Annotated in this window: 10 protein-coding genes; 9 read left to right on the forward strand and 1 reads right to left on the reverse strand. The window is 66.3% G+C overall.

What is annotated here, in order from left to right; translation table 11 throughout:
- Positions 1–25 precede the first annotated feature (25 nt).
- Positions 26–724: a TetR/AcrR family transcriptional regulator gene (locus A9975_RS15280; RefSeq protein ID WP_183033531.1), complete on the reverse strand. Its 699-nt coding sequence runs from the start codon at positions 722–724 to the stop codon at positions 26–28.
- Positions 725–1,163: 439 nt separating this feature from the next.
- Between A9975_RS15280 and A9975_RS15285 the strand changes: the two genes are divergently transcribed.
- The 9 genes from A9975_RS15285 (at position 1,164) to A9975_RS15325 (ending at position 13,184) form a co-directional block, all read left to right on the forward strand.
- Positions 1,164–2,435 (forward strand): MFS transporter, encoded by a 1,272-nt coding sequence (locus A9975_RS15285; RefSeq protein WP_183033532.1) that lies wholly within the window; start codon positions 1,164–1,166, stop codon positions 2,433–2,435.
- A 53-nt stretch (positions 2,436–2,488) separates the two neighbouring features.
- Positions 2,489–3,337 carry a dihydroorotate dehydrogenase electron transfer subunit gene (locus A9975_RS15290; protein WP_183033533.1) on the forward strand — a complete coding sequence of 283 codons (849 nt, stop codon included), beginning with the start codon at positions 2,489–2,491 and terminating at the stop codon, positions 3,335–3,337.
- Positions 3,330–4,280: a dihydroorotate dehydrogenase gene (locus A9975_RS15295; RefSeq protein WP_183033534.1), complete on the forward strand. Its 951-nt coding sequence runs from the start codon at positions 3,330–3,332 to the stop codon at positions 4,278–4,280. Before A9975_RS15290 ends, A9975_RS15295 begins: the two co-directional genes overlap by 8 nt.
- A 73-nt stretch (positions 4,281–4,353) precedes the next feature.
- Positions 4,354–5,607, forward strand: a complete 1,254-nt coding sequence (locus A9975_RS15300; protein ID WP_183033535.1) for a hydantoinase/carbamoylase family amidase — start codon at positions 4,354–4,356, stop codon at positions 5,605–5,607.
- 64 nt (positions 5,608–5,671) lie between these two features.
- Positions 5,672–6,385, forward strand: a complete 714-nt coding sequence (locus A9975_RS15305) for an orotate phosphoribosyltransferase (RefSeq protein WP_183033536.1) — start codon at positions 5,672–5,674, stop codon at positions 6,383–6,385.
- Between the two features lie 263 nt (positions 6,386–6,648).
- On the forward strand, positions 6,649–8,697 hold the full coding sequence (locus tag A9975_RS15310; RefSeq protein WP_183033537.1) for a sigma-54-dependent Fis family transcriptional regulator: 2,049 nt from the start codon (positions 6,649–6,651) through the stop codon (positions 8,695–8,697).
- Between the two features lie 344 nt (positions 8,698–9,041).
- Positions 9,042–10,115: a 2,3-butanediol dehydrogenase gene (locus tag A9975_RS15315; protein ID WP_183033849.1), complete on the forward strand. Its 1,074-nt coding sequence runs from the start codon at positions 9,042–9,044 to the stop codon at positions 10,113–10,115.
- Positions 10,116–10,291: 176 nt separating this feature from the next.
- Positions 10,292–11,440, forward strand: a complete 1,149-nt coding sequence (locus A9975_RS15320; RefSeq protein WP_220810778.1) for a hypothetical protein — start codon at positions 10,292–10,294, stop codon at positions 11,438–11,440.
- Positions 11,441–11,780: 340 nt separating this feature from the next.
- Positions 11,781–13,184: an MATE family efflux transporter gene (locus tag A9975_RS15325; RefSeq protein ID WP_183033538.1), complete on the forward strand. Its 1,404-nt coding sequence runs from the start codon at positions 11,781–11,783 to the stop codon at positions 13,182–13,184.
- The last annotated feature ends 242 nt before the right edge of the window (positions 13,185–13,426 follow it).

Raw genomic sequence — 13,426 nt, forward strand, 5'->3', positions numbered from 1 at the left:
GGGCTGACCGGGCCAGGCCCCCGGCCTAGCGCGGCGTTGCCGATCCCCGCAACGCCGCCAGGCAGAACTGCACGACAACATCGGCCATCTGCTCGGCCGTGGGCTTGTGCGTGGATGCCACAGGCAGGCGGCGGCGGTCGATGGTCAGCGTGGCCAGGCCATGGGTGGCAGCCCACACGGAGAACGCCAGCTGTTCTTCGGTGAGCTCGCCGACGCCTGGCGCTTGCAGCACTGGCCCGATGGCGCCGCGCAGCACCTGGAACGAGGCAGCGCCCGCCTCCGTCAGCTCCGGATACTGCTCCCGGTCCGCGATCTCCGGCCCGAACATCAGGTGAAACCGCGCGGGATGCGCCTGGGCGAACGCCACGTAGGCGAGCATGATCGCCCGCAGCCGGCCCTGCGCATCGGCAGGGTCGATGCGCTCCACGCTCTGGCGGCGATACGCCACCAGGTCGCGAAACCCCTGGGCCGCAATGGCGGCCAGCAGCCCGTTCCTGTCCTTGAAGTGATAGGCCGGCGCGCCCGGCGAGACGCCAGCCAGCTTGGCTGCCGTGCGCATGCTCATGCCCGCGATCCCCTCGGTATCGAGCAGATGGGTGCCCCAGGCGATCAGCGAAGCGCGCAGGTCGCCATGGTGCCACTGCCCTTCCGGCTTGGTGGTGCCACCTTGGGACAGGCCCTGCTTTACCGGGGTGTCGCCGCGTGCAGTTGCTGGTTTTTTCATGGAGGCGGAGTTTATCAAATGCCCGGGCCGCGGCATGAATGCCCACCATTTTCTCAATAATTAGACAATTGTGCCGCCATAGCTACTGAGAACGGGTACGAGGTGCCTGCGGCTGCGGCACCGGGATACCACTGGCGCATAAAAATCCCTTGCAAACACGATTTCTCACGCGTAATCTAAAAAAAAAGACAGTTGCCGTATGGCAAAGGCTAAAAGGCTATTTGCAGAGTAGTGCCTGCAGCCAGATCCATCCGGCTATTTTTTTCGCCACATGGTCTACAAATTGAGACGGATTTCGGCTTGCCTGCGAGGTCCCGCAACCGGGGCCGGCCGGCAGCGGCGGTGATCCGCACAGGAAGTGAACCAAAAGGCGCTACCCGTCGACGACACAGCCCGCCGGCCGGCGCACATGCTCAACAAAGGCTCAGAGGAACGCCCCATGGAAGCCAACGCTCGCGCATCGGTCCCCACGTCCGACGCCCCGCCCCTACGACCCGACCGGGCCTCGCCCTACGCCTGGAAGGCGCTGGCGGGCTCGGCCCTCGGTTACGCGATGGATGGGTTCGACCTGCTCATCCTCGGTTTCATGCTGCCCGCCATCAGCGTGGCCTTGAGCCTGAGCACCGGACAGTCCGGCGCCCTGGTGACGTGGACGCTGATCGGCGCGGTTGCCGGCGGCATCCTCTTCGGCGCGCTGAGCGACCGTTACGGGCGGGTGCGCGTGCTCACCTGGACCATCGTGCTGTTTGCGGTCTTCACCGGCCTGTGCGCGTTCGCGCAGGGCTTCTGGGATTTGCTGGCCTACCGCACCATTGCTGGCATCGGCCTGGGTGGCGAGTTTGGCATCGGCATGGCGCTGGCCGCGGAAGCCTGGCCCGCCAGCAAGCGCGCGCGGGTGTCGTCGTACGTGGCGCTGGGCTGGCAGAGCGGCGTGCTGCTGGCATCCTTGCTGACGCCGCTGCTGCTGCCGCATATCGGCTGGCGCGGCATGTTCCTGCTGGGCGTGGTGCCAGCGCTGGTGGCCTGGTTCGTGCGCAACCGGCTGCATGAGCCGGAAGTGTTCGTGCGCCATGCCAAGGCCCAGGACAAGGCCCAGGACAAGAACAAGCCGAGCGCGTTCAAGCTGCTGGTGGCCGATGGCCGCACCACGCGGACCAGCCTCGGCATCGTGATCCTGTGCTCGGTCCAGAACTTTGGCTACTACGGCATCATGATCTGGCTGCCGACCTATTTGTCCAAAGCCCTGGGCTTCTCGCTGACCAAGTCCGCCATGTGGACCTCGGTCACCATCGTGGGGATGATGGTCGGCGTCTATGTGTTTGGCCAACTGGCCGACCGCATCGGGCGCAAGCCCAGCTTCCTGATCTTCCAGGCTGGCGCGGTGGCGATGGTGATCGCGTATGCGCAGATGTCCGACCCCGTCACCATGCTCTGGGCCGGCGCGGTCATGGGCCTGTTCGTGAACGGCATGATCGGTGGGTACGGCGCGCTGATCTCGGAAGCCTATCCCACCGCGGCGCGCGCTACCGCGCAAAACGTCCTGTTCAACATCGGGCGTGGCGTGGGCGGCTTCGGGCCCATCGTGGTCGGGGCCCTTGCCACAGCCTATTCCTTCCAGGTGGCCATTGCCCTGTTGGCCAGCATCTACGTGCTGGACATGATCGCCACGATCTTCCTCATCCCCGAGCTCAAGGGCGTCGAGCTGGATTAGGCGGCTCGCATTGCATTGCCCCATACCGTATTGGTCAGGACTCTGGAGTCATCATGCCTGCAACCTTGTGCAGCCCGGACAGCATCGCCACGGTAGCGTCCTATCGCTGCCGCGTGGTCGAACATTCGTGGGTCAACCAGCGCTACAAGCACATCCGCCTGGAAGCCGATTCGCCCATTGCCAGGATCACGAAGCCCGGGCAGTTCTACCAACTGCGCTGCCCCACCACCGACACCGAACAGCCGTTCCTGCTGCGCCCCATGAGCGTCTATGGCGCGGGGCCGCAAGCGGGCCGCATCGAGTTCCTCTACAACGTAACCGGCGTGGGCACGCGCGCCATGGCCAGACTGCCGGTGGATGGCCACATGGAGATCGTCGGCCCGCTCGGCAACACCTTCACCTTCAGGCCGGATTTCAGGCGGATCCTGGTGGTGGCGCGCGGCGTGGGCCTGGCCACCATGGCGCCGCTGATCCAGCAGGCAGCCGATGCTGGCGTCGCCATTACCGCGGTGATGTCGGCCCGCACCCGCGACGACCTGATGGAGCACGAATTCCTGCGCGGGGCCAACGCCCAGGTGCATAGCGTGTTCGATGCCGATGGCTCCTCGTCGGTGGAGGCCATGGAAGTCCTGATGCGCGGCCTGGTCGGCCAGCAGCGGCCGGACGCGGTCTACACCTGCGGCTCGCACCGCCTGCTGATGCTGCTTCAGCGCGTGCTGGCCGATCATCCCGAGGTGGTGGGCGAAGTCGCCATGGAGCAGCGCATGGCCTGCGGCATGGGCGTGTGCCTGTCCTGCGTGCGGCTGTTCGATTGCGATGGCGACAAGCAATTCCTGCGGGTCTGCCGGGAAGGCCCGGTGTTTTCCATTCGTGAAGTCGTCGGGGAGGTGGAGTTTGGCTGATCTCACCGTTCGGGTTGGCGACTTGACGCTGCGCAACCCGGTCATGCCTGCCTCCGGCTGCTTCGCCATCGAGTACCGCGAAGCGCTGGACCTCAACCAGCTTGGCGCACTGGTGATCAAAAGCGTCTCCCCCAGGTCCCGGGCCGGTAATCCCACGCCACGGGTAGCCGAGGCCTATGGCGGCATGCTGAACGCCATCGGCATCCCGAGCAAGGGGCTCGACTATTACCGCGAATGCGTGCTGCCGCCCTACACCCGCTACAACACGCCGGTGGTGGTGTCGATCTCAGCCGATACGGCGCAGGCGTTCGCCCTGGCGTGCGAGCAGCTGTCCTTGCCCGAGGTTGCCGCCATCGAGGCCAATATCTCGTGCCCCAACCTGGAAGCCGACGGCATGGCCTTTGCCATGCTGCCCGAGACCACCTACAAGGCGGTCTGCGCCATCCGCGGGCGCACGCGCCACCCCGTCTGGGTCAAGCTCACGCCCAACGCCAGCCAGATCGCGGCCGTGGCCCGGGCGGCGGAAGACGCCGGCGCCGACGCCATCGTCATGGGCAACACGGTGCTGGGCATGGCCATCGACGTGCGTACCCGCAAGCCCAAGCTGGGCAACGTCATGGGGGGCCTGTCCGGCCCGGCCATCAAGCCGATTGCCCTGCGGCTGGTGCACCAGTGCTATCGCGCCGTGCGCATCCCCATCATCGGCTGCGGCGGCATCCAGAACGCCGAGGATGCCGTCGAGTTCATGCTCGCCGGCGCCGCCGCCGTCCAGGTCGGCACGGCGTCCTTCCGGGACCCCGGCGTCATGCAGAAGATCATCGACGGGCTGCAGGACTATTGCCAGGAAACCGGCACCGGGGCGCTGCGCGACCTGGTGGGCCAGGTCCGGCTCGACCAGCACTTGAGCGACCGCTGGCTGCGCTTCGCGCAGCAATCCGGCTGAGCGACCTCGGCAAAAAGCCACTCGCGCCAGCACATGCCGCTGGCGCGTCACTGCAACGATCAACAAACGTGTCATGGAAATTCTGGAACTCAAGCCGGTCGCCGAACAGCTCTTCAAGGACATACGCGAACTGTCGTCCGATGGCGTTGGCGTGACCCGCGACAGCTACGGCGCGGGCGAGACCGCGGCGGCCGCCTACCTGCGGGACTTCGCGCTGCGCCACGGCCTGGACGTGCAGGCCGACCGCGCCGCCAATCTCGTCTTCCGCCTGCCGCAAGCCGACGCGGGCGCGCCTGCGACGTGGGTCGGCTCCCACCTGGACTCCGTCCCGCAAGGCGGCAACTTCGACGGGCTGGCGGGGATTGTCGCTGGCCTGCTCTGCCAGCTCCGGCAAAAGCGTACCGGCCGGCACTCGCGCGTGCCGCTGCAGGTGGTGGGCTTCCGGGGCGAGGAAAGTGCCTGGTTCGGCAAGGCGTACATGGGTTCGGGCGCGCTGCTGGGCAAGCTCAGCGCCGACGACCTGGCGCTGGCCCACCGGCATTCCGGCGAGTCGCTGGCGGCCTGCATGGCAGCTGCCGGCGCCGATGTCGAGGCGATCCGCGCGCAGGCGCCGCTGCTCGACAAAGCCAAGGTCCATGCCTACCTGGAACTGCATATCGAGCAAGGCCCGGTGATGGTCGCGCGCGGCTTGCCGGTGGCGGTGGTGCCCGGCATCCGCGGCAATGTGCGGCACAGCCGGATCCAGTGCGTCGGCGAGGCCGGCCACTCCGGCGCGGTGCCACGGTGGCTGCGCAAGGACGCCATGTTTGCCGTGGCCGACCTGATCACGCGGCTGGACGAGCACTGGCGCGTGCTGCTGGAGCGCGGCATCGACCTGGTCGTCACCACCGGCGTGGTCAGCACCTGCCCGCAGGCGCATTCGATCTCCCGCATCCCCGGCATGGTGAACTTCAGCTTCGAGGCGCGCAGCAAGAGCGTGGAAACGCTGGAAGGCTTCTATCAACTGCTGCGCACGGAATGCAAGGCCATCTCGCGCGACCGCGGCGTGCGGTTCGAGTTCGACCGCCGCATCGAATCGGCCCCGGCCACCATGGACGGCAGGGTCTCCGAACTACTCACGCAGGCATGCCGGCAACGTGACGTCCCGGTTGAGCAAGTACCAAGCGGCGCCGGGCACGATGCATCGCTGTTTGCCAACGCCGGCATCCCCACCGGCATGCTCTTCGTGCGCAACGAACACGGCTCGCACAACCCGGACGAGGCCATGGACATCGATGATTTCCTGCTTGGCGTGCAGGTGCTGGACGACACCATCGCGAGCCTCTGAGCCGTGGCCGAGCACAAACACTGAAGCACTGAAGCACTGAAGCACTGAAGCATTGGAGCCCCGCATGTCTCAACTACGCCCTCAACCCGACCTGTCCTTGTCGGTAGGCCAGGCCCTGCTGGATGCCGGCTGCGTGAAATTCCGCACGGACGAGCCGTTCCGGCTGCCCTCCGGCTGGGCCAGCCCGGTCTATATCGACTGTCGCCGGCTGATCTCGTTTCCCCTGCTGCGCAGGGCGCTGATCCAGCGCGGCTTGAGCCTGCTGCGGGAACGCAACCGGCTCGGCGGCATCGATGCCGTGGTCGGCGCCGAATCGAGCGGCATCGCATTCGGCGCCTGGATGGCCGAAGCCCTGGCGCTCCCGCTGCTCTACGTGCGCAAAGAAGCCAAGGGCCTGGGGCCCGCCTCGCAGATCGAGGGAGCCGTCAACGCCGGCGACCGCGTGCTGCTGGTGGACGACATGATGGCCGCCGCGCGCTCCAAGCGGATTTTCTGCGAGGCGCTGGCAGCCGCCGGCGCCGTGGTGACGGACATCTTCGTGGTGTTCGACTACGGCACGTTCCCCACCGAGAGCACCCTCGCCCCCTGGCAGGCCAAGATCCATTCCCTCGCGAACTGGCACGACATCCTGCAAGCCGCGCGTGACAGCGGCAACGTGGATAGCCGCGGCATTGACGAACTGCAGCGTTTTCTGGCCGACCCGGCCCGATGGTCGCGGGACCACGGCGGCATCGGGGCGGGCGAGACGGCAACGACGACAATGCCCTGCAAGGCGTAACGCGCACCCAGGATCTGGTTGCCGGATTCGTCGGCGCCAAGGAAGGCGCTGGGAGAGATGCGATTCATACCTTGCGCAGGGTATGAATCGCGCCTGACGCCGTTCCCATGCTGCACTGCAATGTGAGCGCCGGTTCGGGATGTGCTAAAAAGACGCGGCACGCAGACCAGTGCCGCGTGATCGTGGCATACAACGCAGCCGTGTCGACCTGTCGAACGCTGACGCACCTTGCAATTGGAGTGACGCATGTTGAGGAAGCTGGCATGACGCAATCATATGCACTGCAACACGCACGACGCGTTTCGTCCGTGGTCGACAATGCGTCACTCCATGAAGCGGCGGCGCAGGCGCGCCTGTTTCGCTCCTGGACCCGCTCGCTCAATACCTTTCAGCTGGATCCGGGAAATACGTCCGGCCCGCGCGTCATCAGTGCGACGGAGCTGAAAGACAGGCGCAATCGCGCCGAGGCCCTGCTGCGCTTTTCGAGCCCGGTGGTGGAGCGCTTGCACGGCGTCGTCGGCAAGGCGGGGTATTGCGTGCTGGTGGCCGATGCCGACGGCGCACTGATCGATTTTCGTGGGCAGGAAGACCGCCGCAAGGAATACCGGCAGCACGGCCTGTATCACGGCCGCTATTTCACGGAGGACGCCGAGGGGACCAGCGGTGTGGCCTGCGTGCTGGCCGACAAGGAACCCATCACCGTCCACACCGAGGATCACTTCAGGGCAGCGTTCACCTGCCTGACCTGTACCGCCGCGCCCATCATCTCACCAGCCGGCGAACTCACCGGCGTGCTGGACGTATCGGCCGTGCGAAACAGTGAAAACCGGGACTCGCAGGAACTGATCTACGCCTGGGTGTGCCAGGCGGCGGAAATGATCGAGAACGCCTACCTGCTCCACGATACCGGCCACCTGTGGACCCTGTACCTGCACCGCAGCCAGGACTACCTGAGCCTGCACCCCGAACTGCTGATTGCATTCGACGATGCCGGGAACATCGTATCGATGAACCGGCAGACAAGGAGCATGCTGAGCACGCTGTACACCGCGATTCCGGCGAACGTCCAGCATCTGTTCGATCTCAATGCCGGCCAGGTCATCGACCTGAACAGCGGCCTGGAGATGTTCCCGTTGCGCCTGACCCGTGGCGGGGACCGCTTTTTCGCGAGACTTCGCCCGCCGCGCCGGGCCTTGCGCACGCTGTCGCTGTCGCCGGGACACCCGGCCACCGGCCACGCCGAGCCCGCGGCCCGTGCCATCGCCAGCGATCGCCTGGTCACCGGCGACCCGCAGGTCTCGTCGCATCTCGCCCGCGCGCTCCAGATCATCGACCGGCGTATTCCCGTGCTGCTGCAAGGCGAGACGGGCACAGGCAAGGAGGCATTCGCGCTCGCCGTGCATCGCGGTTCGCTGCGCGCGACGCAGCCGTTTGTCGCCGTCAACTGCGCGGCCATCCCGGATACGCTGATCGAAAGCGAGCTGTTCGGCTACGCGGAGGGCGCATTCACCGGCGCGAAGCGCAAGGGTCTCAAGGGAAAAATACTCCAGGCGCACGGAGGCACCTTGTTCCTGGACGAGATCGGCGACATGGCTTTGCCGCTGCAGACCAGGCTGCTCCGCGTGCTGGCTGAGAACGAACTGGTGCCGCTGGGCTCCGAGCAATCGGTGCGGGTCGATATCAACCTGATCTGCGCCACCCACAGAGACCTTGCGCGCATGGTCTCCGAAGGCACCTTCCGGGAAGACCTCTACTATCGCCTGACTGGCGCCGTGTTCCGGCTGCCTGCCCTGCGCGATCGCACTGACCTGGGCGAGCTCGTCGACTTCTTCCTGGCGGATGAAGCCCAGGCGCACGGCACCCGGTCCGCACTGTCCGAGGAGGCAATGGCATGCATCCGCCGCTATCGCTGGCCCGGCAACGTACGGCAACTGCGCATGGCATTGCGGTACGCATGCGCGCTGGCCGCAGCCCAAGGCGTCATCGTTGCCGAAGATCTTCCCGACTATCTGCGCTGCCCGGCCGATGCCGCGCCAGGAGCACCGCAGCCCTCGAGCCCGCCAGTCACCGCGCAGGCATTCGACAGTGCCGGCCTGAGCCCCGGTGAGCTTCTCGAACGGGAGCACATCGCGCAGATGCTCGCCTGCCACCACTGGCGCGTCAAGGAAACCGCCAAGGCACTGGGCATGAGCCGCGCGACCATCTACCGCAAGATGGCCAGGTACAGCATTGTCTACCCGGGTTCGGCATCCTTGCCGGGATCGCCGCCCTTGTCCTTGTCCCAGGCGGACGAGGCGGACGAGGCGGACTGAGGCACGGTGTCTCACCGGATCGAGCCGGCCCGTCTCACGCGGGCCGCGCCGTAGCTCGCCGGTCCATCGCCGGCGCCATGCCGTATCGCAGCAATAATCCCGCGCGGCTCACGCCTCACCCCGCCTGCGCCTGAGCCCTCCCCACGCTGCGGCGCAGCGCACGCTGCGCCTTCGCCACCCGCCTTCGTCCGCCGTCCTCACTGGCATGGTTCATGCGATTTCCTTCCTGCACGAAGGCCACGCCACACACTGACCCGCGGCACCCGCATGGCCCTTCGTCGATTCCCCACAACCACGATGGAGACACAACCGTGAGCAACGAAGGTTCGGTGCATCAGTCCAGCATGAAGGCCGCCGTATGGCGGGGTCGCCACGATGTCCGCGTCGAGGAGGTACGCGTCCCGGACAAGCCCGCCGAAGGATGGGTAAAGATCCGCGTGCATTGGTGCGGCATCTGCGGGTCGGACCTGCATGAATATGTCGCGGGCCCGGTCTTTATCCCGGTCGACCATCCCCACCCGCTCACCGGACTGAAGGGGCAATGCATTCTGGGCCACGAGTTCAGTGGCGAGATCGCGGAACTGGGCGCGGGCGTGACCGGTTTCAAGGTCGGCGAACGCGTCACCGCGGATGCCTGCCAGCATTGCGGCAAATGCTATTACTGCACCCATGGCCTGTACAACATCTGCGAGAGTCTCGCGTTCACCGGCCTGATGAACAACGGCGCATTCGCGGAATACGTCAACGTGCCGGCGGAACTGCTCTACAAGCTGCCGGAGAACTTCCCCACCGAGGCGGGGGCACTGATCGAACCGCTGGCGGTAGGGCTTCATGCCGTGAAGAAAGCCGGCAACATCGTCGGCCAGACGGTTGTGGTGGTCGGCGCCGGCACCATCGGCCTGTGCACGATCATGTGCGCGAAGGCGGCCGGCGCAGGCCGCATTATCGCGCTCGAAATCTCGTCGGCGCGCAAGAAAAAGGCGCTGGAGGTCGGCGCCAACGTCGTCATCGATCCCAAGGAATGCGACGCGATCGCGGAGGTCAAGGCACTGACCGGCGGCTATGGCGCGGATGTGTCCTTCGAGTGCATCGGCAACAAAGCCACGGCGAAGCTTGCCATCGACGTGATCCGCAAGGCCGGGAAATGCGTGATGGTGGGCATCTTCGAAGAGCCCAGCGCATTCAATTTCTTCGAGATCGTATCGACGGAGAAGGAAATCATCGGATCGCTCGCCTATAACGGCGAATTCGCCGACGTGATCCGCTTTATCGCCGATGGCCGCATCGACGTGCAGCCGCTCATCACCGGGCGGATCTCCCTCGCCGACATTGTGTCGCACGGCTTCGAAGAGCTCGTCAACAACAAGGATGGCAACGTCAAGATCATCGTCCAGCCGGTTGCCAGCCTGCCGGCCTGACCGCTGGACAGCTTGACGGCTTGACGGCTTGACGGCCGCTCATTCCAACGCGCCGCGTTGACCAACGCGGCCACCCTCCCATCCCACCGGCATGCGGGCCTCGCGCGATGCAGCGTCGCGCAGCGGCCAGCGCGCGCCTCGCGTGCCGGGCCTTCATCGTACTGGACATGCCGGTCATGGAACCCCTCAGCCCCAATATCGAAGCTCAAGACACACCCGCGCTCGCGCCTGCCGGATTGGCGCTGCGGCCATTGGCATTCTCCGTGGCCGTCTTCCTGATCGTGCACGGCATCAGCCTTGGCGTGTGGCGCCTGTTCGCCGACCCCGCCCAGGCCGTCTGGAAATACGCCCCCCAGCCATTTGGCATGTACCTCTTCTGGGGCATCCTGGTGCTGGTCTTCATCGGCTTCAATTTCGGCATGGCGGGATTCTCGGCGCTGAAGCAGCCCGTGCGCGGCTGCGCCGCCACGGTCGTGACGCTGGCGCTCTCCTTCGCCGTGCCCGCCGCGCTGGTCCATGGCTACGGCGCACTGGATCCGGCATTCAGCGCCCTTGGCGGCGTCGGCTACGGCGCCGCCGGCCTGATCGTGCTGATCGGCTTCTACGGCTTTGGCATACTGGCGACGGGCATGGCCGGATGGCCGTGGTCCGACAGCGGCCTGAGCCCCGCGGCTAGCGGCCTTGCTCAAATCGCCGCCGGCTGTTGCCTCACGGGCCTGGGCTATTTCCTGCTGATCTATCCCAGCGTATCGGCCGCCACCGCGCCGCATGCGATCCTGCTGCCGTTGCCGGTGGCGATCGGCTGGTTCTATTCCGTCATCGTGGCGTGGCTGACAACATTCCTGATCTTCGACAACTGGCCGTGGAACAGGCTGGCCCGGAAGAGCCATATGGCGCTCGCCGCGCTGGCCGGCAACTTCCTGCTGGGCACTGCGCTCTATGCCGTGCATCTGGCATTGCTCAGATGGGTCCTCATCCCGCCCGGCGCCGTCGAGAAAATCGGCGCGATGCTTCCAAGCTGGCCCGCGCAGCTAGGCGTATGGATTGCCTTCTGGCTGATCTTCTGGGCCAACGTTGCCGGCAACTGGCCGACACGGTTCGGCGCCGGCACGAACCGGGCCATACGCGCGGCATCGTGCTGGGGCCTTGGACTGATCTCATTCTTTGCCTATACGCGATGGTTTGCCTGTGCCGTGCTGCATGAAGCGGAGATCGTCCCCGACTTTGGCGGCGATCCGCTTACCTGGGTCGACCTGCTCAACTACGTCATGCTGATCTACGCCGTCTATTTCGAGTTCTACGGTCTTTCGAAGAAGAACGGCTGATCTACCTGCCGCAAGGCTTGGCCGGCCCCCCGCCCCCCGGCAAGGCCTGGCGGGAAGCCCCAGGATCTGCGCGGCCACCTGCTGAGCGAAAGTCTTCCGCGAGGACATGAGCGAGCTCTGGCGCATCGCGCGCGCCACGGTCTACCGTCAAATGGAGCGCTACGGCATAGTCGCACCCAACCAGCAACAAGGCTTCGGTCGTGGAAGAAGCGTGAACGCCTGATCCCCGGCACATACGGCGTGGGTGAGCGGCATCGTTCCTGATCCCCGGCGAGGCAGCAAAGCAGTGGATCGACCATAATGACGGTCGACCCCAAACACCCAGCCCTTGCTGCACAACGTGCCAGACGCCGATAGTCCCCTCTCTGCCGTTTCGTCCACTTCGTCCGCTTCGTCCGCCGGCGGCAGCGCCTCCTGCGCACCGCCGGCCCTCCCCGCTTCGAACTGGCACCGCCGCGTGCTGGCGCTGGCGTTCCCGATCATCCTGGCCAACCTGACCCAGCCGATCCTGGGGGCGGTCGATACCGCGGTTGCCGGCCATCTGCCGGACCCGGCCTACCTGGGCGGCGTAGCCGCCGGGGGCCTGTTCTTCAGCTTTGTGTTCTGGGGCTTCGGGTTCCTGCGCATGGGTACCACCGGGCTCGTCGCGCAAGCCTACGGCGCCCAGGACGGCGCGGCACTGCGCGCCACGCTGGCACGCGCCCTGATGTTGGCCACCGTCATCGGGCTCGGCGTGCTGGCCGTACAGATGCCCCTGATCCACGGCGCGCTGGGCCTGATCGGCGGCAGCGACACACTCCAGCACCACGCGCGGGTCTACAGCCATGCGCGGATCTGGGCGGCGCCGTTCGCCTTGTGCAATTACGTGGTGCTCGGCTACCTGCTGGGCTGCCAGCACGTGCGGCTCGGCCTGCTTGTCCAGCTCTTCATCAACGCGGTGAACATTGCCGCGGTGCTGCTCTACGTCTATGTGTTCGACTGGGGCATCGCGGGGATCGGCGCCGCCACCGCCACCGCCGATGCATGCGGCTTCGTGCTGGGCGCCGCCCTGCTCTGGCGGCTGCGCCCACACGGCTTGGCGCCCCTGCGCTGGGCGGTGGTCGCCGATGCGCACGAACTGAAGCGGCTGGTTGCCCTCAACCGCGACATCTTCATCCGCACGCTGTGCCTGGTGGCCAGCTTCGGCTGGTTCGCCCATGCGGGCGCCCGGCAAGGCGACGTGATCCTGGCGGCCAACGCGCTGCTGCTCAACTTCCAGACCTTCATGGCGTATGCGCTTGATGGCTTCGCGCATGCGGCCGAGGCGCTGGTGGGCGCCGCCATCGGCACCCGGGACCGGCACGCCTTCCGCCGCGCAGTCCAGGTCACGATGATCTGGGGTGCGGTGGGCGCGCTGTGCTTCTCCCTGGTGTATGCCGGCGCCGGAGAATGGATCATCGCCTGCCTGACCGACCAGCGGACGGTCCACGACGCGGCGGTGCGCTACCTGCCGTGGGCGGTCGCCCTGCCGCTGGTTTCCGTGTGGGGCTTCCTGCTCGATGGCGTGTTTATCGGCGCCACCAGCACGCGCGACCTGATGCACTCGATGGCCTTGTCGTTCGCGGCGTTCATGGTGGCCGCGCTGACGCTGGCCGGCCCGTTCGGCAACGATGGCCTATGGGCGGCGCTGCTGCTGTTCATGGCCGCGCGCGGGGCCACGCTGGCGCGGGTGTTCCCGCGCATCGAGGCCAGCCGCCTGGCGTGATGTCGAACTTCACCGGACTTCGGTGCCCGGCATCCTGCCTCGGTGTGGCTATCGGCAGTTTGATCCATGCAGCGTTGAAGACCGCACAGCGCGAAAGCACAACCGACCACAGGCCAATCGCTTCGATTGACGACCCCGGCTAGATGGAGGCGGCTTTGGAACAGAATGGTGCAGGGCTCGCCGGAACGATTGCCCTCGGCGACATGACTGTCCATCGATTGGGCTTCGGCGCAATGCGTCTG

Source organism: Cupriavidus sp. UME77, from assembly GCF_014170355.1.
Lineage (GTDB): Bacteria > Pseudomonadota > Gammaproteobacteria > Burkholderiales > Burkholderiaceae > Cupriavidus > Cupriavidus basilensis.

Coding starts and splice junctions, on each gene's coding strand:
- A9975_RS15280 (WP_183033531.1), bottom strand. CDS start 724: ATGAAAAAACCAGCAACTGCACGCGGCGACACCCCGGTAAAGCAGGGC.
- A9975_RS15285 (WP_183033532.1), top strand. CDS start 1,164: ATGGAAGCCAACGCTCGCGCATCGGTCCCCACGTCCGACGCCCCGCCC.
- A9975_RS15290 (WP_183033533.1), top strand. CDS start 2,489: ATGCCTGCAACCTTGTGCAGCCCGGACAGCATCGCCACGGTAGCGTCC.
- A9975_RS15300 (WP_183033535.1), top strand. CDS start 4,354: ATGGAAATTCTGGAACTCAAGCCGGTCGCCGAACAGCTCTTCAAGGAC.
- A9975_RS15305 (WP_183033536.1), top strand. CDS start 5,672: ATGTCTCAACTACGCCCTCAACCCGACCTGTCCTTGTCGGTAGGCCAG.
- A9975_RS15310 (WP_183033537.1), top strand. CDS start 6,649: ATGACGCAATCATATGCACTGCAACACGCACGACGCGTTTCGTCCGTG.
- A9975_RS15315 (WP_183033849.1), top strand. CDS start 9,042: ATGAAGGCCGCCGTATGGCGGGGTCGCCACGATGTCCGCGTCGAGGAG.
- A9975_RS15320 (WP_220810778.1), top strand. CDS start 10,292: ATGGAACCCCTCAGCCCCAATATCGAAGCTCAAGACACACCCGCGCTC.